The sequence below is a fragment of the Brevundimonas sp. genome, assembly GCF_041648055.1.
In the GTDB taxonomy this organism is placed as follows: Bacteria; Pseudomonadota; Alphaproteobacteria; order Caulobacterales; family Caulobacteraceae; genus Brevundimonas.
The window spans coordinates 83,581-102,431 of the sequence record NZ_JBAZPS010000007.1 but is presented as its reverse complement, the minus strand read 5'-3'; the positions used below and the strand labels follow the sequence as shown (position 1 = coordinate 102,431).

The window sequence follows — 18,851 nt, the reverse complement described above, 5'->3', positions numbered from 1 at the left end:
GAACCGGAACCCGACACAGCCCATACGCGCACAGGGTCCGTTTAATGTCCCTGCCTCTCGTAACCACATGGGTTTTGCCGCATTAAGCGAGACGGCTTCAAGAGCGCACCCCAATGCCCGATCCCTACATCCTCATGCTGTTCGTGGTCGGGGCCCTGATTGCTCTGGTCGCCTGGCTGCCGCTGGTGTTCCGGCGCGCCCCGCTATCGCTGCCGATCATCTGCGTGGTGCTGGGGGCCGGCCTGTTCAGCCTGCCGCAGGTGGGGTTCGATCCGCTGCCGCAGGCCTATCCGGACATCACCGAACGGCTCACCGAGTTCGTGGTGATCATCGCCCTGATGGGCGCGGGGCTGAAGATCGACCGGATCTTCAACCTGAAGCGCTGGGGCGTGACCTGGCGCCTGCTGGGTATCACCATGATGCTATCGATCGTGGCGATCGTGGTGCTGGGCTGGACGGTTCTGGGTCTGGGGCTTGCGGGAGCGATTCTGCTTGCCGGAACCCTGGCACCGACCGACCCCGTACTGGCTTCCGATATCCAGGTCGGTGCGCCCCAGGAAGGGCGGGAGGACGAGGTGCGGTTCGGCCTGACGTCGGAGGCCGGCCTCAATGATGGCCTGGCCTTCCCGTTTGTAAACCTGGCCATTGCCCTGGCGCTCGTGGCGGCAGGCCAGAAGACCGACTGGCTTGTCGAATGGCTGACCTACAGCGTCCTCTGGGAAATAGGCGCCGGCCTGGCCGTAGGCTGGCTCATAGGCTGGGTCTTCGGCTGGCTGACCTTCACCATTCCCGCCAGCACCAAACTGGCGGCGACGCGCGACGGGTTCATCGTCCTGGCGGCCACCTTCCTCTCCTATTCCGTGACGGAGATGCTGCACTGCTACGGCTTCCTGGCGGTGTTCATCACCGCGCTCGCCTTCAGGCATGCGGATCGTGATCACCAGTTTCACGTCGAGATGCACGACTTCATCGAACAGATCGAGCGCATGGCCATGATGGTCGTCCTGGTCCTGTTCGGTGGGGCCCTGGTCAGCGGCCTGCTGGCTCCGCTGCGCCCTGTCGATGTGATGGCCGCCGTTGTGATCGTGCTGGTCGTGCGCCCCCTGGCCGGGATGGTCGGCTTCATCGGTCTGAAGCGTCCCCTGCGTGAAAAGCTGATCCTGGCCTTCTTCGGCATCCGCGGCGTGGGGTCCTTCTACTATCTCGCCTATGGGCTGAACGCCGCGCCCTTCGAGGGCGGCGACCGGCTCTGGGCCCTCGTCGGCCTGATCTGCCTGATGTCCATCCTGCTGCACGGCATCACGGTCACCCCGGTGATGCGCTGGTTCGACCGGAGCCAGGGCCGCAATCCCGATGCTGACGCAGACCCGACTGGAGGCGAAGGGCATCCGTCCGGCCGGGGTGCCTCGTCCTGAAGCCGGCCACCTCATTCCTTCGCCGGGCGACCCGAGGCTTGCCCAGACCCCGGCCGGGACGCTGCAGGATCCGTCCTGCCGGGCAGGCGTGCGCAGGACATGGCCGCCTGATGCGAACGTGACCCGTCGGGGGCCAACAAAGACGCCTCACGGCTCAGGGATCAACTGGACAACCGTCGCGACCACGACGATGGTTGAACCGCTGGGCCGTCATGCGGCTGGGGGAACAGGCGTGCACAAGGACTACTTTCGCAGCCCTGTCTGGCGCGGCTATCTGCTGGCCATCCTGGCCTGGGGTATGGCCTTCGGTCTGCGATATGGCCTTGCGCCCTGGTTCCCGCCCGGCTTCCCCTACCTCACCTTCTTCCCGGCGGTAGTGCTGGTCGCCTACTACGCGGGGCTGCGTCCCGCGATCCTGACGGCGCTACTCTCGGCCCTGGTCGCCTGGTGGTTCTGGATCGGTCCGACAGGTTTCGATCTGGGCGTGGCGACGGCCGTGGCCCTGGGCTTCTACGTCTTCGTGGTCGCGGTCGATGTCTTCTTCATCGTCGGCATGGACGGAGCGACCCGGCGTCTGGCCGTGGAGGTGGAGCGCAGTGAGGCTCTCGCGCAAAGCCGGGACATCCTGATGAAGGAGGTCCAGCACCGCGTCTCCAACAACATCCAGGTGGTCAGTGCCATCCTGAGCCTCGAGGCCCGAAGCACAAGCGATCCGGGGGCCCGCAAGGCCCTGTCGGACGCCTCGGCGCGCACGGCGCTCATCGCGAGCATCCAGCGCAGTCTCGCGGAAGTGGACGGCCGTACAGCGACGTTCGAGGACCTGGCACGATCCGTCGTCGACGACGCCATGCAGGCCGCCGCCCGGGATGACGTGACCGTGTCCATCGATGGCAATGGCACCGTGCTCTCGGCCGATGAGGGAACCCCCGTGATCCTGATCATGCTGGAGTGTGTCAACAACGCCCTGGAGCACGCCTTCCCCGACAGACCCGGCCACATCGATATCCGCCTGGACGACGACGGACCCCGCCGGACCCTGGAGATCAGCGACAACGGAAAGGGGCTGTCGGGCCTTGCCAAGGGGGCACCGACGAGCCTGGGCCTGCGCATCATCGCCGCCCTGGCCCGCCAGCTCGGCGGCGACTGGACCCTGCGTGATGCAGATCCTGGTACGGCGGCGCGGTTGAGCTGGCCGCACGCCCCGATCACCCTTTCGACCTCCAGAGTCTCACCCGCCTGAACCTCGGCATCGGTGGCTGGCCACGGTCAGCGCTGTCCATCGACGTGTGGCTCTGCAGAAGACCCTGCGCCCGGCCCGCAACCGGAGCCGCTGGACGCGCGGGTCCCCCTCGATCTAGGCTGCGTCTGCCATGGCCCTCGCTAAGACCACCTCGAAACCCTGCGAGAGACACACCGCCCTGGGACCATCTCCTGGCGGCAGCCCGGTCGTGCCCACCGGCACGGACGGCGCTCGTCCCCGCCCTGCCCAATCTCTGATCACCCGGGGGGCGAACCCGTGACGGAGACCGCCGTCCACAACCTCACCGCCCGCGAACGGGCCTGCCTGACGGGCGTCGCGGCCCATAAACAGTCCAAGGAAATCGCCCGGGATCTCGGCATCGGCCCGCGTGCCGTCGACAAACATATCGAGAACGCGACCCGCAAGCTTGGGGTGACGTCCCGACGCGAGGCGGTCCGCCTGCTGGGGCTCGGACTTCGTAGTGATTACGAAGGGGAGCCGCTCCCCCTGCCCGAAACCCTCCAGGACGTGCTCGATGGGGCCTCGAGAGGAGGCCCCCGTGCCCTACGCCATCACACCCCTGCCGGAGACCTCGTGGGAGGATCTGGAAGCGATCTTCGACAGCCTGGCCGAGAGCGAGGCCCAGAAGGAGTCGGTCCATCACCTTCTCGACGTGACCCGCTCCCTGAGCCCCTATCTCTCGAGGCTCGATCTGCTGCGCGAGATTATCTGCATAGCGCTCGTGCTTCTGCCCGAGAACGATCTGCCTCCCGAGAACTGGGACTGGCTGACCCGAGGCCCCGCTCCACCGGGCTCCGACGTCTCGTCCAGGCCATGCTGATGGCCGTTGTGACGGGCATACTGATCATCGGCGGGCTCGCCAGCGCCCTGCAGATCGGTCATCTCGCCCAGACCTTCGACCGCAGCTTCAGCCGCCCCTAGGCCGACCCTCCCCCCCCCCGAAATCCCAAACAACCAGACTCTCATCCCGCCTCGAGGCGGAGGAAGGTATTCCCATGCGCCGTCGCGAACTCGCCCAGACCCTCGCCACCTCCCTGTTCGAAACCGAGGCCGCGATAGATGCGGCCATGGAAAGGGCCGGGCTGCTGATCGCCCAGACCGCCTCGCTACGCCGTGAACACGGACTCTCCGCCGTCCTCGGTCATGAAGGCGTCAGCGCCCTGGCCCGGATGATCGATGCCGTCGGCCAGGCCCGGGGTCATGCCATGGTGGCCCATGCGGCCTTCGCCGCCTCCGCCCCCATGATCGGCGTCCAGCCTTCCACGCTTCACGGCACCGGCGTCGGCAAGCCGGACGAAGACACCAAACCGACCGGTCTGATGCCCGCCCTGCACCTCGTCGAGGCCTCAGCCTGACCTGAACGGCTTGAACATGGCCTGCCCACCCCTACTGTGGCGGAACATGTTCAGCAGCCTCATCCAGCAGATCGGCGCGGTGCTCACCGTCCTCGTCACCGTCCTGGCCCTCTGGAAGGGCGATCGCCCGGTCCGCATTCTTGCCCTTGTATCCGTGGCCGCCTTTGTTCTCTCGCCGCTGCTCCAGAACTGGAGCGACTTCATCTCCCCGCAGTGGGGCGTGGCCGCCGTCGACGCCGCCGTCCTGGCGGCGATCACCGCTCTCGTCCTCCGATATGACCGACGCTGGCTGATCGTGATCTGGGGGATCGCGGCGCTCAGCCTCCTGGCCCACCTCGGCAAGCTGGTGGATGCCACCCTCTTCCCCCGGGGCTACATCGGCGGACTGTACATTCTGTATTTTGCCTTCCTCGCCGCCCAGTTTGCCGGTGTCGTCGAGGCTGTACTCAGGCGTCGGGTCTTTCAGAAAAAGATCAGTTCACTGGAACCCTGAGACCGCGCAGGCGCGGCTGCAGTGAAGGGATTGCCCCCGCCGGCCCAGCCCCCCCTAGCGTGACCCGGCCGAGCGTCAGCAGCGCTGGCGCTCGATGAGGAGCCTCAGACGCTCGACGGCCATTACCGGCGCGTGGTCGCAGGCGTCGATAGCCGCATCGATCTCAGGGGCGACGTCCGGGGTAACCTGGGCCGCCACCACGGCCCAGTCTCTGAACAGCCGCCGCGTCACTGCCGAGCGAAACACGACGTCCACATCCTTATGACGGGGGTCCTTGCCGATGCGGCTCAGAGCGCGATCCACATCGACCGCTTCACCCTCCAGGACCTGGAAGAACCGGCCTCGGCTCACCAGGAGACCTCCACTCAGTCCGTCCCGCCGGTTGAGCTGGTCAGAGACGGCGATGATATCGGCAAGAGCCGCAACGGCTAGTTCGGGGCGGGTGGCTTTACTGCGATAGGCGATGCGGATCACACGGACGCTCTGAAAAAGATCAATGATTTTTCGACAAATCCCTAGCCTGGCTCGCGTTCCTAAGTCGTCTTCTCAACATTGCGCGTGGTCGCTGGATCCGATCTCGCCCTGGACAATACCGCGCCGGCAAACAGGACGCCCACCGAAGACATCGAGCCCAAGGCTTCGCTGTGGCTGAAAGGACCGACCGCGGGGATTGGGAGAAACACAGGAACAATCCCGCTTCCCCGGATGTTCTGCCACCTCCCCAGAATCGAGGATCACCGATGACCGAGCAAACCCTGACCAACAAGACCATCGCCGTTCTCGCCACCGACGGCTTCGAGCAGATCGAGCTGACCAAACCGGTGAAGGCCTTGAAGGCGGCCGGTGCCAAGGTCGTCGTCGTGTCGCTCGAAGCCGGCGAAATCCAGGGCTTCAACCACCACGACAAGGGCGACATGACGCCCGTCGACATCAAGGTCGGCGACGCAGACGTCGAGGACTACGACGGCCTGCTGCTTCCCGGCGGTGTGATCAGCCCCGACGCCCTGCGCCTGGACGACGCCGCCGTCGCCTTCGTCAAGGCCTTCGGCGAGGTCGGCAAGCCGATCGCGGCGATCTGCCATGGTCCCTGGACGCTCATCGACGCCGGACTGGTAAAGGGTCGGCGCATGACCTCATGGCCGTCACTGAAGACGGATCTAACCAATGCCGGAGCCGAGTGGGTGGATGAGGCGTCAGTGACCGACGGCGGCCTGGTCACCTCCCGCAACCCCGATGACATCCCGGCCTTCTGCGAGGCCGCCATCAAGGCCTATGCCGCAGCCTGACGGTCGGGACAAAGGCCGAGCCCTATCGCCGCCCGGGCCTGGAGCGCTCCCCCCTGGTCTTTGACAGGGCGTCGACGAACCGGGTGTGGGGCTCCAGGTCGTCGGGCAGCGATGCCGCCAGCGCCTCAGCCTCGTCCAGAGCCTCCTGCACGCCTTCGGCGTGAAGGCTGCCGGACAGGGACACCAGCGCCCTGGCGCGGGCGCGCAACAGGAGCACGGCAGCCAGCGGGTAACGGCTGGACAGACGCGAAGCCCATAGGGGTATGGCGTCTGCCCGCCCTCCCAGCTCGTTTCGACGACTGGAGATCGCCCCGGCAGCCTCGCGCAGCGCGCCCCAGGCCATGAGGAAACCAAGGGCACGGTCGAGGTCGAAGGCCTGGGTCGCAAAGGCTATGGCGCGGTCGGTGGCTTCGACATCCTCGAAATCTTCGAGACGGTCCAGGATGTCGCGCAGGGACTCCGGGGTGAGCAGCCGTTCGAACCGGGCCCAGCGCGAGAGCATGGCCTCGTCGTCGCGACCCTCGGCGTCCAGGACCGCGATCTCTGCCGAATACCAGACCTCGTCCCTCTGGGGCGGAGGCTCCGGGGCGCGCCACCCCATCCCCTTCCGGGGCGTGCGTTCCAGAGCGGCCTGCAGAGCCTCGCGCGCCTCAGCTGCCCTGCCGGCCCTCGCCAGTCGCGTGGCCGCCTCAACCAGGATGGCTGGGTCCCGACGCATGCGATCGTCGAAACTTGCGAGCCAGGGATCGACCGCGCCCACCCGGTCGGCCAGTCGGCGGATGACCGGTGCAAGACGTCCCGACGTCGGCACACCCTTGCGGGTCAGGCCTGCCAGAAGCCCCCTTGCGATCTCGAGGTCCAGATCCACAGCCGCCGCACCGATCACGCCCGCCCAGACCGAAGCCCGCGTCGCGACGGCATCAACGAGAACGGGTACCGCGGCCTCCGGACCCAGCACCCCGGCCACACGCGCCACATCATCGGCCCCCGCTGCGAACAGCGCCGGCAGCTCGCCGCGCGGATCCTTGGTCCGGTCCTGAAGAGGCTCCAGGAGGTCAACCCATGCCACCAGGCTCGCGAACCCAAGGGTTGGGTTTGCCTCGGCCAGGCGATCCACAATCAGGACCCTCAGCCGGGACAGTTCCCGCAACAGCTCCGGCCGCTTGCGCCAGGATATCCGCGCCCTGCTCGACGCCAACTCATCCATCCTCTTGTTGAGGGCATCGGCCAGTTCCACCGAGCCAAGCTCGGCCGCAATCTCCAGCCGAAGGCTCCGCTTGAACGCCGGATCAGCGGAGGCTGCGTCCATCAACAGGCCGGCCAGCCGCTCGGTGCCCAGATGGACCAGATTGGCCTGGGACAGGGTCTTGCGGAGTTTCGGGGCGGCCTTCGCCATGCCGTTTGAATATCCTGTCGCTCGTGTAAGCGCATACCGACTCAAGGTCAGAGCGAACCGATCAGCCCGTCGCAAGTTGCAAGCTTATGACCGATCGGCCCCCTCCCTATCCCGTAACGCCCGACGGTCGCTACTTCGTCGTTCGCGGGCGGCTCTGGCGCACCAGCAACCCGTCGCTACCGCCCGAGACCCGCAAGCGCCTCGTTAACCGTCTCATGACGGCCCGGCGGGCAGTCAAACAGGCTTTGCCAGAGGGTGGCCCTGCCCTTGCCTCCGCCCGGGCCGAGGTCAACGGTGCAAAGATTGCACTGGGCGAACGCGGCCCGCCCTGGTGGACGGACGGCTCGCCCGATCTGAACCGCAGGCTGGTGGGCAATACCCCCTACGCAGACTGGTTCGCCCGGCTCGAAAGTCCAGCGGTCTGACTGCCCGGATCCCACCATCAACGCGTCGATCGCCTCCTCGATAAGGGGATCGGGCGTCTGCGCCGCATCGTTTGCGACAGTGCTGTGGGTCGTCACAGTCGGCACGTCCCTGGGGCTCGCCCCCCCCCTAGATGGCTATCTGAAGCCGGGCGACGCCACCTGATTGATCGGATCTGCGCCTCTTGGGGGTGTGGAAGCTCTCCGCACTGAACCGCCGGCGGTCTGGACCGACATAGTGACGGTTCTCCAGCCATCCGCGCGGTCGCAGGATGAATCCCTCGATCCTGCGGATGATCTCCGCACTGGTATAGGGTTTGCGCACAAACTCGTGCACGCCGGCGTCACGGGCTTGGCGAATGCGGGACGCGGTCGGCTCGGCTGCGAGCATGATCACCGGAGCCTGCCTGCAGCCCAGCGTCGAACGGCGCAAGGTTCTGACGAAGGCCAAGCCATCCAGTCCCGCGGTCATTTCAGTGAAGATGAGGGTCGGCTCGATGGAACGGACGGTCTCCATCGCTAGGTCCCTATCCGTCTCGATCACGACTTCTCTAGATCCGAGCTGTTTGACGACATCGCCCAGCAAACGGGCCCCGTGCAAATGAGCATCCAGGATGACAACGCGACTGACGAGCGGGGCAAGATCGACTGACCGGTTTCGGAGAGCTGCTGACAAGGTGCGACCTCTATTGCGTACCCGCCGCCAGATAAGAACTCCAGGTTGAAACTATCCAACCGAACAGGGTTACCTGAGGCTTCTCCAATGCGTGGCTTCCCCGTCGACGGCTAATGTGTGCCTGCCCTCTTGCCTCGCACCGCCAAGCTTGCAACCCTGCAACCGTCAAGGAGCGTCCAACTATGCCGCGCGGAACTGCAACCTCTTCACCACACGCCGTCGATGTGCATGTAGGTCGGCGTATCGCTGAGAAGCGACTGGCACTTGGCTACAATCAAAGCGACCTGGGCCGCGCCCTAAACCTGACCTTCCAGCAAATCCAGAAGTACGAGAAGGGTACCAACCGCGTGTCGGCCTCTAAGCTCTGGCTGATCTCCCGGTTCTTCAAGGTCGACCTGGCCTATTTCTTCGACGGTCTTTCGGGCGACGGAAGCAATACGGGCGCTGAAGAACCGGACGGGGCAGCATCCCCACCCACCCGGCAATCCATGGAAATAAACAGCCTCGTTCCGCGTCTGGAGCTTCCGCAGCAAAGGCTGGTTCTCGAGCTTGTGCGGTCTATGTCGGCGAAGGTGCCCGCTGACAGCTGACAAGCACAGGTCAGCAATACCGCCAGAGTAGGCAATGCTATCGTCGCCAATGCGTCTACCATCGAGCCGTGACAGGGGACTTGCGTATCCGCTGCTCAGCATGGATTGCGTCGGGGCGTGTCCGGTCGATCTGTCCGAGCAATCAATGCACGTCGGAGACGAATCGCATCCAACAACGAACTGGCTGCGACCGAGTCGATGTCCAAATCGACTTGCTAGCCAAATGTTCGGGCATGCGGCATCCCGAGACGCTGCAGAAAATGTGACGTGTGAAACCGCCTGAAACGTTGCGAACTGTGTCCCCTGTGTGCCCCCAAATGGATAACACGGGTTTCTGAATCAACTAAGTTATTGAAAAGATGGTACGTCCTCTCGGGCTCGAACCGAGGACCCTCTGATTAAAAGTCAGATGCTCTAACCAACTGAGCTAAGGACGCACATCGCAGCCGCGACGCGCTTGCGTCACCGGCGACGCGCCTTCTGGTGCATTGGCCGCGCCGGGTCAAGGGCTGGCTCGACGTTCCGGGAGCGGAAGGCTACTCAAACATCATGAAACCTCTGTCTGGCCTACGTATCATCGAGTTCGACGGCCTGGGGCCCGTGACTTTTGCGGGCATGGTCCTGGCCGACATGGGAGCCGAGGTCCTGCGCCTGAGCCGCAGCGCGGCTGCGGGTACGCCGGTCTTTGCCGATGTCGGGGGTGAGGTGCTGCATCGCGGCCGGGCGGCGGTCGAGGTCAATCTGAAAGACCCTGCGGACCACGCCAGTGTGTTGGAGCTCATTGGAACGGCCGATGCCCTGATCGAGGGATTCCGACCCGGCGTTATGGAGCGGCTTAGGCTGGGGCCGGACGTCTGCGCGGCCCGCAACGCCCGGCTGGTGTTCGGACGCGTCACCGGCTGGGGCCAGACGGGGCCGATGGCCGATCAGGTCGGGCACGACATCAACTACATCGCCCTGTCCGGAGCCCTGCATGCGCTGGGCGAGCCGGATCGCCCTCCTCGCGCGCCCCTGAACATGGTCGGGGATTACGGCGGCGGGGCGATGATGCTGGTCACCGGCGTGCTGGCTGGTCTGCTGGAGGCAAAGCGCACGGGCACCGGGCGCGTCGTGGATGCGGCCATGACCGACGGTTCAGCCCTGCTGATGAGCCTGTTCTCGGCATTCTCGGCCCGTGGCCTCTGGAAAGAGGCGCGGGGCACAAATCTGCTGGATGGCGGGGCACCCTTCTATCGCTGCTATGCATGCCGGGACGGTGGCCATGTGGCGGTCGGCGCCCTGGAACCGCGATTCTACGCCGCCCTGATCTCTGGCCTAGGTTTGACGGCAGAGGAGGCCCCGCAATTCGACATGGCGAATTGGCCAACCCTGCATGCCCGGTTCGAAGCCCTGTTCGCAACCTGCGATCGCGACGACTGGGCCGCGCATTTCGACGGCACAGAGGCCTGTGTCACGCCCGTGCTGTCGATGTCCGAGGCGGCCCAATACCCGCACAACCAGACGCGAGGCACTTATGCGGGTCATCCCCTCCAGCCTGCGCCCGCCCCTCGGTTTGGCATAGACGCGCCCGATGTGGGGCGACAGCCTCCGACCTTGTCGCTAGACGACGCCGTCCGCGCCTGGTCCTGATTTCAGGCCGCTTCGACGATCTCAATAGGTTGCGGCTGACGACAGGCCTCGGCCAGCGTCACGGCCAGGAGCGCCGGATTGATCGGCTTGGTCAGGAAGGCGTGGACCCCTATCCCGTCCCAGGCGGCACGGTGAGTGTCCATGGCATTGGCGGTCAGGGCGATGACCGGCGTGCCCCGGTTCGGGCCGGCCAGTCGGATAAGGCGGCTGGCCTCCAGCCCGTCCATGACCGGCATCTGCATGTCCATCAGAATAACGTCAAACGGTTCGTGCGTCGCCCGCTCTACCGCCTGGGCACCGTCCTCGACCAGCGTCAGGCGACAACCGTACGGCTCCAGCAGCAGGGCCAGGATGCGGCGGTTCACCGGATGGTCGTCAGCGGCCAGAATCGAGCGATTGGCCAGAACAGATAAATCGACCGCGACCTGCACCACATCATCCTGCTGGCTCGCTACGACCGTCATGGGCAGTTGAAGCGTGAAGGTCGAACCCTCGCCCTCGACGCTGGCCACAATCAGTGACCCGCCCATGACCTCGGCCAGCTTGCGGCTGATCGACAGGCCCAGGCCTGTGCCGCCATAGCGGCGCGTGGTGCCGGCATCAGCCTGTTCGAAGCTGTTGAACACATGCTCCAGCCTGTCTGCAGGAATGCCGCAGCCGCTGTCGGTAACGGCCACCGACAGCAGACCACCGGCCCAGTCCACCTTGACCAGAATGTCGCCGTCGCGGGTGAACTTCACCGCATTGGACATCAGGTTGAACAGGATCTGCTGGAACCGCAGCGGGTCGGTCCGCACCGCCTGCGGTACCTCCGGTGCGATCTGCCACGCCAAGCGGATGTTGTTGGCCTCTGCGCGTGGTTCCCAAAGCCGCCCCAGCGCCGTCAGACGGTCGCGCACGACCATGTCGGCCGTCTCCAGTTCCATCTTGCCAGCTTCGATCTTGGAGACGTCCAGCACATCGTTCAACAGGCCCATCAGGACGTCACCGGCGTCGATAAGCATGTCGACGTGTTCGGTCTGGCGGGCGTCCAGCTTGGTGTCTTTCAGAAGGTTGGCCGCCGAAATCACGGCATTCATGGGCGTGCGGATTTCATGACTGACCACGGCCAGGAAGTCGGACTTCGCCGCGTTGGCGACTTCGGCCTTGCCCCGCGCCTCCAGGGCGGCGTCGCGCGCCTCCTGCATTTCCCGCGTTGTACTGGAGCTCTGCTTCACCGCGACCACGAGGTGGCTCATGTACAGCAGACCACCGATCGGCACGAGAAGATCCTGCCAGCGCCCGCTCTGGGTCGCTTGAAATAGGGGAAGCCCCAAAAAGTATATGGCATGCGGCACAACGGCCGAAATCAGGATCGGTCGGGCGTGGTGCATGTGCAGGCTGACATGCAGCAGACCACCCGCACACTGGATCATGGCGAAGATCCGCCCGGTTTCCCCGCCATAGAACCACATATAGGCGGTCAATCCGGCATAGACGGTGACGCTCAGAACCGTCGTGGCGCAGGACAGAACCAAATAACCCTTATCCGGCAGCCATTCGGGGCGATGACGGAAGCGGCTGAAGACTTTCCAGTCCAGCGCCTGCGTCAGCAGCATCGCCGCAAACCAGACGATGGGCCATATCGTCGGCGTGACGACCCAGGCGGTCAGGCCGATGAAGGCAGCCAGGCCGATCCGGGTCTTGAGCTCTCGGTAACGCACCTGCGCGACCTTGGCATAGGCTGTGGTCGTCATCTGCCCCTCCGAGAGAACACTGTCTCACCAAAGGTGAAAGGATTGGTTTCCGTCAGTGGTGACCAAGGTGATAATCACGTCTATGGAACCTGAGGCAGATCAGCACGTTCGCTGGATGAGCCGTGGGGAGACGACACTCGTGAAACGCCTGTTTGTGACATTTGCGCTGCTTTGTGTCGGTGCCATCGCGGCCTGTGATGATCCCGACAGCTACGATGAACAGCCTGAAGTCATCGTCCAAGACGTTGTGGAAGCGCCTGCGGCTGAAGAAGTCGCAGCACCGGTCGTCGAACCCGCTGCCCTTCCTTCGGCCCCGCCCGTCGACACCTTGCCACCCGAAAAACGGTCGTCCGAAGAATCCGTCCAGCCCGAGAGTGAGACGCTCTTCTACTGAATCGCGCCCTATCGACGCCATGAAGCCGCATGATAGGGACCCGCCTTCCTTCGCACAGCCCAGAGTTTCCATTTGACGAGCCGCCATGCCCTGTTTCTGATCAGCACGGCGGGCTTCATGGCACTGGCGACGGCGGTTCAATCCGAGCCTCGTGCTCTAATTCGCGGTGAACTGGACAGCGAACTGCGCGCTCAGTTGCAGAGGGCTGTCGGCGATGTCGACGATCCTCCGTCCAACCGCTTCGAAGCACGCCGGCGAGCCCGTGCCGCCATGGAATCGGCAGAAGCCCTTCTGAGATCCGAGGGCTATTATCAACCAACCCTCATCGATGACGTCGAAGGCGAAGAGACACCCGTCGCTATCGTCGAAGTGACCCCAGGACCGCGGTTCCTGCTGGCCGACTATGGGCTGAACTGGACCTTGCCGCCCCCCGATCAAACGACCGATCTGGCCGTTCGCGAAGAGGTCGATCTGACCACTGGCGACCCGGGCCGCGCGGTCGATGTACTGGCGGCAGAGGGCCGCATTGTCGCGGGCCTGACCCGTCGAGGCTATGCCGATGCCGAAGCCAGGGCGCGTCGCGTCGTGGTCAACCACACCGACTATACCGTCACCCCAAACTACAACATCGATAGCGGGCCTCTGGTCCGGCTGGATGGCATTCTGCTGCGGACGCGCGGCCCCACCAATCCTGACTGGGTTGCCGGCTTGGCCCCTTGGGTCCAGGGCGATGTCTATGATCCGGAACAGGTCGCGGAACTGGAACGGCGGCTGACCGAAACCGGCGTTTATGACGGCATCGGCGTAGCTCTGTCGCCTGCGGACCAAAACCTGCCCAATGGCACTCGCCCGGTCATCGTCACCCTGCGGGATCGCCCGGCTCGTACCCTGGAAGCCGCCATCACGCTGTCAACGGCCGAGGCGATCGTCACGGCAGGCAGAACCGGCGCGTCACCCTCCAACACCGGCGGGTCGGCGATCGAGGGGACCTGGACCTGGTCCAACCGCTTCGGTCGCGCAGACACCCTGATCTGGCAGGCCCGTCTGGCTGAGATCGACAGCCGTATCGGAGGCGTGCTCAGCCTGCCGCACTGGCGCAGGCCCAGCCAGACACTGCGTCTTGAAACCGCGGCTGTTTATGAGAACACCGATGCCTATCGCAGGACCGCCCTCGTCCTGGCTGCCGACATCCGCCAGCGGGTCGGCAAGACCTCATTCTACAGCTATGGACTGGGCCTGGACGGCGGTCAGTACGACGAAAACCGGTTCGACCCGCTGACGCAGGCTCCCATACGCCTGACCCGTGACCTGGTGATTCTGACGGGGCGCGGCAACTTCTACTGGGACCGCTCGAACGATGCGCTGGACCCCACGAGCGGCTGGCGACTGAGCGCTTCGGCCCAGCCAACGGCCGTGGCGGGCGAGGACACGGTGCTGTTCCTTCGGACCGAAGCCGAGGCCACAGGCTACCTGTCTTTCCAGGAGGACAGGACCGTGCTTGCGGGTCGTGTCAAGCTGGGCTCGATCGTCGGCGGCGAAGAGCTGACCGTTCCTGCTGACCGACTGTTCTATTCCGGCGGCGGCGGCTCTGTACGCGGCTATGAATACCAGAGTGTGGGCCCTCGCCTGCCCGACAACACGCCTCGCGGAGGTCTGAGCCTGTTCGAGACCTCTCTTGAGGTGCGCCGCAAGGTCTTCGGCAGCTTCCAGGGCGTGGCCTTTGTGGATGCCGGTGCCGTGGGCTTCGACGAAACGCCGGACTTCGGCAACCTGCGCTATGCTGCCGGTGTGGGCGTTCGCTACCTTCTGCCCTTCGGCCCGATCAGGGCGGATATCGCCATTCCGCTGGACAAGCGTGAGGGCGATCCAAGCTTCCAGGTCTATGTCAGTCTGGGCCAGGCGTTTTGACCGACGCTCCGCCCCCGACCGATGCGCCAGAAGACAAGGCGGAGACGCCCGCCGCCGAGGAAAAGCGCAAGCGCACCCGCCTTCAGGCTCTGGCCTTCTTCGGCGGCATCGCGGTCGCCATCCTGATCGGCCTGCTGATCGTGGGTCTGGTCGGCGGGCGGATGTATCTGCTGTCGGGGCCCGGCCGGGAGCTGGTGACCAGCTTCGTCGAGGGCAAACGCATCGGCAACTATGGTGAAATCCGCGTCGAAGGCGTCGAGGGTGACCTGTTCGACGACTTCACTATCCAACGGGTCACGGTCACGGATGCCCAGGGCGTCTGGCTGGAGGCGCGCAAGGTCCGCGTCGACTGGAGTTTCTGGCCCTTGGTTGCGCGCCGGTTTCACGCCACCAACATCGAGGCCGAGGTCGTTCGCCTGATCCGCCGCCCCGAGGTCGAAGCCTCGACCAATCCACCGGGACAGCAACCGATTTCCGTCGATATCGACCGGTTTGCCGCCAACATCGAACTGCTGGAGGGCTTCAGCCAGGAATATGGCCGCTGGAAGCTGGATGGGGCAGTCGAACTGCCCCGCGTCGGCGACAAAACCGCCACGATCAACGCCTTCAGCAACACCCGCCCCGGCGATTTCCTGCGCTTGGCTGGAACCATGGGCGACGAACTGGCCGACATTCGCCTGAACGTTCAGGCGAATGAATCCCAAGGCGGACCGCTGGCCGGAGCCCTGGGCTATTCGCCAGATCAGCCGTTCAATGCCGTCGCCGTGGTCAATGGCCAGGTCGTCAATGTAGCGGTGCGCACCGGCACTTTCACGCCCCTGACCATCCGCGGCACCTATGGCAAGGACCAGACGCGGATCGCCGGCTACGCCGACTTCTCTGGCTCGGAACTGTTGCAACCCTTCGTGGACCGGATCGGTCAGACGGCGCGGTTCGGTCTGGTCGTGCGGCCAGATCACGACAATGATGGCTTGCAGGGTGTGGGCTGGAGCCTGGTGTCCGAGAATCTGAACTCCACCGCATCCGGCATGATGCGCAAGAACGACCGCAGTACGCCGGATGGCATTCAGCTTGAGATTTCGACGCCGTCCCTCACCCGACTGGCCGGCACGCCGCTGGCTGGTCCCGCAGCCTATTCCGCCTTGTTCAAGGGCGATGGCGCGGCCTGGGCGCTGGACGGCTCGGTCGATCTGCTTAACGCCAACCTGTCCAGCTACCAGGCCCAGCGGATTTCGGGGCCTCTCAACTTGAGTTCCAGGGCGGGTCGCTTCGACCTGCAGGGCGACATCCGTGCCCGTGGCGGGTCCACAGCCGGCATCGTCGGTGGGCTGCTGGGAACCCAGCCCCGTGTGCAATTCGAGGCGACCCGCCAGCCTGATGGTGCCATCCTACTGCAACGCCTTCAGGCGGACGGGCAGGGGCTGGAAGTCACGGGGTCGGGCGGACGCAATCTGCTGGGCGGGCTCAGCTTCCGGGGCAATGCGACCATCACCGATGCCTCTCTCGTGCAACCCGGCGCGCGCGGATCGTTCGGCGGGCCGATCACCGCTGCGATGCGCCGCACGGGTGCACCGTGGAGCCTGACCTTCGACGGACGCGGGCGAGGTCTGTTCACCGGCCAGGACGAACTGGATCGCCTGCTGGGACGTACGCCGCGCCTGCAACTGACCGGCGGCCTGGACGGCGGGCGCATCTCCATCCAGCGCGCGGCCCTGACGGGGGACCAGGCCAACGCCAATGCGCGCGGCATCATTGAGGGTAATGGCCAGCTGAGGCTGGCCCTGGACTGGAACGCCCGCGGTCCGTTCGGCGTCGGCCCGGTCGCCATCGATGGAGCCATGACCGGTGACGGAGCTCTCACCGGCACCCTGGCCGAGCCACGCGCGGACCTGAACGCCCGGTTTGACCGCATCGCCGCCGGGCCGCTGGACCTGACCCAGGCCAATCTGGCCCTGACGTTCCGCAAAGGGGCCGACGCCTCTGACGGCAGTATCGCGATCACGGCCCAGTCCAACTATGGCCCCGCCCGCGCCAGCGGCAACTTCTACCTGGGCGGTCCGCAAATCCGTCTGACCAATGTCGATCTGGATGCGGGCGGTGTGACGGCCCAAGGCTCGGTCGCCCTGTCCAACAACCTGCCCTCCAGTGCCGACCTGGCCTTTACCGCCCGGCCCGGAGCGTTCCTCGCGTCCGGAACGGCGGAGGGTCGCGTCCGCCTGACCGAGGGTGCCGGCAGAGACACCGCCATCGTCGACGTCACCGGGGCGAATGTGAGGCTGGCCGGTCAGTCATGGGTGGTGCGTCGCATCGATCTGAATGGACGCGGCACCCTAGATCGCCTGCCCTTCACCATCGTCGCCGACGTCGGGGGCGGCACCCCCGCCGCCTTCAATGGCAGTGGTGTCTATTCGCGCCAGGGCTCGGCTCAGACCATCGTGCTGAACGGCTCGGGCAGCGCGAGAGAGATCGACTTCACCACGCGCAACCCCGCCGTCTTCGCCCTGTCCGGCGACGGCCAGGTGGCCCGTGTCGACCTGAACGTCGGTGGCGGTGTCCTGACCGGCGAGATGCGTCGGGATTCCCGCGCCGCCGTTATCGAGGCCAATCTGACCAGCGTGGAGCTAGGCTCCTTGTCGCCTGATCTGCGCGGTCGGGTCACGGGCCGTCTGTCCCTGCGCGGCGCAGGCGACGACCTGTCCGGCTCGGCCAATGTCGCTTTGGAGAATATCCGAAGCATTGACGCGCCGCGCGGTCTGGCCGTCGACGGCACGGTCAATGCCATGCTGGTCAACAACACCCTGCGCATCCAGGCCGATGCCCGCGACAACGGAGCCGTCTCCGCCACCGCCGACGTCACCCTGCCGGTCGAGGCCTCCGCCGCGCCACTGCGCCTGGCCATCGCCCGCACCCGCCCGATGAGCGGCACGGTTGCGATTCAGGGCCAGGTCCAGCCCATCTGGGACCTGTTCCTGGGTGGTGAACGCTCCCTGTCTGGCCAGATCGACGCCAATGCGACGCTGGCCGGCACCTTGAATGCTCCGCGCATCAATGGTCGACTGGACGTGCAGCAGGGGGCGTTCCGAGACAATGGCACGGGCCTGCGTCTGGCCGGTCTGACACTGGCCAGCCGCTTTGACGACACCACCGCCCTGGTCGAGACCTTCACAGCAAATGACGGATCGGGGGGCACGGTGTCCGGCAGCGGACGCATCGGCCTGCGCCAAGGCTCCGGGTCCAACTTCGAACTGGCCCTGACCCGCTTCCGCATCATCGACAACGACATCGCCGAGGCCCGCGCCTCCGGGCCCCTGACCGTCGTGCGCGGTGCCGACGGCAACATCCAGCTGACAGGGCAGATCGATATCGACGAGGCCAGGATCGAGGCCAATCCGCCCGGCTCCACCGGCATCGTCCGTATGGATGTGGTCGAGATCAACAAGCCCGGCGGCAATGCCGAGGAGATCGATACCGCCGACCGGCCCCAAGGCCCCCAGATCGGACTGGACATCGCCATACGCTCGCCGGGCGGCGACGTGCGCGTCGTTGGACGAGGCCTGAATGTCGAGATGAACGTCAATGCCCGCGTGCGTGGCACCATCGCCGAGCCGCAGCTCAGCGGCACGGCCCGCGTCGTGCGCGGCGACTACGACTTTGCCGGCAAGCGTTTCATCTTCGACCCGCGCGGCACGGTCAGCCTGTCGACCAATCCTGAGCAGATCAGGCTCAACCTGTCAGCAACTCGCGAAGACCCGGCCATCACAGCAACGATCCGCGTTACCGGCACCGCCGCGCGGCCCGAGATCGCCTTGACCTCCAATCCCGCCCTGCCCCAGGACGAAATCCTGTCGCAGGTCCTTTTCGGACGCTCGGCATCACAACTGTCGGGCTTCGAGGCGGCCCAGCTGGCGGCAGGCGTCGCGTCGCTGGCCGGAGGAGGTGGCTTCGATGTGATCGGTAACCTGCGCGAACTGGCCGGTCTGGACCGTCTGTCATTCGGCGGCGAGGCGTCAGGCCTGACGATTGCGGGTGGCCGCTATCTGACCGACGACCTGTATCTGGAAGTCATCGGCGGCGGCGACAATGGCGCGGCGGTAAATCTGGAGTGGCAGGTGCGCCGCAACCTGACGGTCAGCACCAAGTTCGGTGGCGAAGGGGCCAGCCTGTCGATCCGCTGGCGTCGCCAGACCCGACAGCCCGGCACCGGTCCAGAGGACCGGCGCCAGAACCGTCAGGGGCGTTAAAGCGGAGCCGGGTTGGCAGAACCTAGCCCAGCACCGCTCACGCTTCGTT

At 65.5% G+C, this 18,851-nt stretch carries 16 protein-coding genes, 1 tRNA gene and 1 pseudogene; 13 read left to right on the top strand and 5 right to left on the bottom strand.

Annotated elements, in window-relative coordinates:
* The first annotated feature begins 113 nt into the window (after positions 1-113).
* The 6 genes and pseudogenes from WC585_RS13155 to WC585_RS13130 all read left to right on the top strand — a co-directional run bounded on the left by WC585_RS13155 (position 114) and on the right by WC585_RS13130 (position 4,524).
* Entirely contained in the window at positions 114-1,415 is a 1,302-nt protein-coding gene (locus tag WC585_RS13155) for a cation:proton antiporter (RefSeq protein WP_373258447.1), read from the top strand.
* Positions 1,416-1,605: 190 nt separating this feature from the next.
* Positions 1,606-2,655, top strand: coding sequence for a sensor histidine kinase (locus tag WC585_RS13150; protein ID WP_373258446.1), 1,050 nt, complete (start codon positions 1,606-1,608; stop codon positions 2,653-2,655).
* A 276-nt stretch (positions 2,656-2,931) separates the two neighbouring features.
* Positions 2,932-3,105: pseudogene (locus WC585_RS13145) on the top strand (response regulator transcription factor); the annotation flags it as partial.
* Between the two features lie 109 nt (positions 3,106-3,214).
* On the top strand, positions 3,215-3,496 hold the full coding sequence (locus WC585_RS13140) for a hypothetical protein (protein WP_373258445.1): 282 nt from the start codon (positions 3,215-3,217) through the stop codon (positions 3,494-3,496).
* A 175-nt stretch (positions 3,497-3,671) separates the two neighbouring features.
* The gene (locus WC585_RS13135; RefSeq protein WP_373258443.1) at positions 3,672-4,031 is read left to right on the top strand and encodes a hypothetical protein; all 360 of its coding nucleotides are present in this window, start codon (positions 3,672-3,674) and stop codon (positions 4,029-4,031) included.
* A gap of 46 nt (positions 4,032-4,077) precedes the next feature.
* Positions 4,078-4,524 carry a hypothetical protein gene (locus WC585_RS13130; RefSeq protein WP_373258441.1) on the top strand — a complete coding sequence of 149 codons (447 nt, stop codon included), beginning with the start codon at positions 4,078-4,080 and terminating at the stop codon, positions 4,522-4,524.
* A 75-nt stretch (positions 4,525-4,599) separates the two neighbouring features.
* Here WC585_RS13130 and WC585_RS13125 read toward each other — a convergent pair whose 3' ends face one another.
* A complete protein-coding gene (locus WC585_RS13125; RefSeq protein WP_373258440.1) occupies positions 4,600-4,998 on the bottom strand; it encodes a BLUF domain-containing protein in 399 nt (132 codons plus the stop codon).
* A gap of 266 nt (positions 4,999-5,264) precedes the next feature.
* Here WC585_RS13125 and WC585_RS13120 point away from each other — a divergent pair, with 266 nt between their 5' ends.
* Positions 5,265-5,810 (top strand): type 1 glutamine amidotransferase domain-containing protein, encoded by a 546-nt coding sequence (locus WC585_RS13120; protein ID WP_373258438.1) that lies wholly within the window; start codon positions 5,265-5,267, stop codon positions 5,808-5,810.
* 22 nt (positions 5,811-5,832) lie between these two features.
* Here the strand turns inward: WC585_RS13120 and WC585_RS13115 are convergent, their stop codons facing one another.
* Positions 5,833-7,206, bottom strand: a complete 1,374-nt coding sequence (locus WC585_RS13115; RefSeq protein ID WP_373258437.1) for a DUF6880 family protein — start codon at positions 7,204-7,206, stop codon at positions 5,833-5,835.
* Between the two features lie 86 nt (positions 7,207-7,292).
* On the opposite strand from WC585_RS13115, the gene WC585_RS13110 reads away from it, so the two are divergent.
* Entirely contained in the window at positions 7,293-7,631 is a 339-nt protein-coding gene (locus WC585_RS13110; protein ID WP_373258436.1) for a hypothetical protein, read from the top strand.
* 127 nt (positions 7,632-7,758) lie between these two features.
* On the opposite strand, the gene WC585_RS13105 is transcribed toward WC585_RS13110, so the two are convergent.
* Entirely contained in the window at positions 7,759-8,304 is a 546-nt protein-coding gene (locus tag WC585_RS13105) for a two-component system response regulator (protein WP_373258435.1), read from the bottom strand.
* Positions 8,305-8,486: 182 nt separating this feature from the next.
* On the opposite strand from WC585_RS13105, the gene WC585_RS13100 reads away from it, so the two are divergent.
* On the top strand, positions 8,487-8,894 hold the full coding sequence (locus WC585_RS13100) for a helix-turn-helix domain-containing protein (RefSeq protein ID WP_373258434.1): 408 nt from the start codon (positions 8,487-8,489) through the stop codon (positions 8,892-8,894).
* Between the two features lie 360 nt (positions 8,895-9,254).
* On the opposite strand, the gene WC585_RS13095 is transcribed toward WC585_RS13100, so the two are convergent.
* A tRNA-Lys gene (locus WC585_RS13095) sits at positions 9,255-9,331 on the bottom strand.
* A 112-nt stretch (positions 9,332-9,443) separates the two neighbouring features.
* Between WC585_RS13095 and WC585_RS13090 the strand changes: the two genes are divergently transcribed.
* Positions 9,444-10,523 carry a CaiB/BaiF CoA transferase family protein gene (locus WC585_RS13090; RefSeq protein ID WP_373258433.1) on the top strand — a complete coding sequence of 360 codons (1,080 nt, stop codon included), beginning with the start codon at positions 9,444-9,446 and terminating at the stop codon, positions 10,521-10,523.
* 2 nt (positions 10,524-10,525) lie between these two features.
* Here the strand turns inward: WC585_RS13090 and WC585_RS13085 are convergent, their stop codons facing one another.
* Positions 10,526-12,259: an ATP-binding protein gene (locus tag WC585_RS13085; RefSeq protein WP_373258432.1), complete on the bottom strand. Its 1,734-nt coding sequence runs from the start codon at positions 12,257-12,259 to the stop codon at positions 10,526-10,528.
* A gap of 55 nt (positions 12,260-12,314) precedes the next feature.
* Here WC585_RS13085 and WC585_RS13080 point away from each other — a divergent pair, with 55 nt between their 5' ends.
* The 3 genes from WC585_RS13080 (at position 12,315) to WC585_RS13070 (ending at position 18,802) form a co-directional block, all read left to right on the top strand.
* Positions 12,315-12,653 (top strand): hypothetical protein, encoded by a 339-nt coding sequence (locus WC585_RS13080; RefSeq protein ID WP_373258431.1) that lies wholly within the window; start codon positions 12,315-12,317, stop codon positions 12,651-12,653.
* Positions 12,654-12,725: 72 nt separating this feature from the next.
* Positions 12,726-14,561 carry an autotransporter assembly complex family protein gene (locus WC585_RS13075; RefSeq protein ID WP_373258429.1) on the top strand — a complete coding sequence of 612 codons (1,836 nt, stop codon included), beginning with the start codon at positions 12,726-12,728 and terminating at the stop codon, positions 14,559-14,561.
* Positions 14,558-18,802 carry a translocation/assembly module TamB domain-containing protein gene (locus WC585_RS13070; RefSeq protein WP_373258428.1) on the top strand — a complete coding sequence of 1,415 codons (4,245 nt, stop codon included), beginning with the start codon at positions 14,558-14,560 and terminating at the stop codon, positions 18,800-18,802. Before WC585_RS13075 ends, WC585_RS13070 begins: the two co-directional genes overlap by 4 nt.
* Positions 18,803-18,851 lie beyond the last annotated feature (49 nt).

Bases quoted from the DNA above. Each gene is read 5' to 3' on its own strand.
- WC585_RS13155 (WP_373258447.1), top strand. From the start codon at position 114: ATGCCCGATCCCTACATCCTCATGCTGTTCGTGGTCGGGGCCCTGATT.
- WC585_RS13150 (WP_373258446.1), top strand. From the start codon at position 1,606: ATGGTTGAACCGCTGGGCCGTCATGCGGCTGGGGGAACAGGCGTGCAC.
- WC585_RS13135 (WP_373258443.1), top strand. From the start codon at position 3,672: ATGCGCCGTCGCGAACTCGCCCAGACCCTCGCCACCTCCCTGTTCGAA.
- WC585_RS13130 (WP_373258441.1), top strand. From the start codon at position 4,078: ATGTTCAGCAGCCTCATCCAGCAGATCGGCGCGGTGCTCACCGTCCTC.
- WC585_RS13120 (WP_373258438.1), top strand. From the start codon at position 5,265: ATGACCGAGCAAACCCTGACCAACAAGACCATCGCCGTTCTCGCCACC.
- WC585_RS13115 (WP_373258437.1), bottom strand. From the start codon at position 7,206: ATGGCGAAGGCCGCCCCGAAACTCCGCAAGACCCTGTCCCAGGCCAAT.
- WC585_RS13110 (WP_373258436.1), top strand. From the start codon at position 7,293: ATGACCGATCGGCCCCCTCCCTATCCCGTAACGCCCGACGGTCGCTAC.
- WC585_RS13100 (WP_373258434.1), top strand. From the start codon at position 8,487: ATGCCGCGCGGAACTGCAACCTCTTCACCACACGCCGTCGATGTGCAT.
- WC585_RS13090 (WP_373258433.1), top strand. From the start codon at position 9,444: ATGAAACCTCTGTCTGGCCTACGTATCATCGAGTTCGACGGCCTGGGG.
- WC585_RS13085 (WP_373258432.1), bottom strand. From the start codon at position 12,259: ATGACGACCACAGCCTATGCCAAGGTCGCGCAGGTGCGTTACCGAGAG.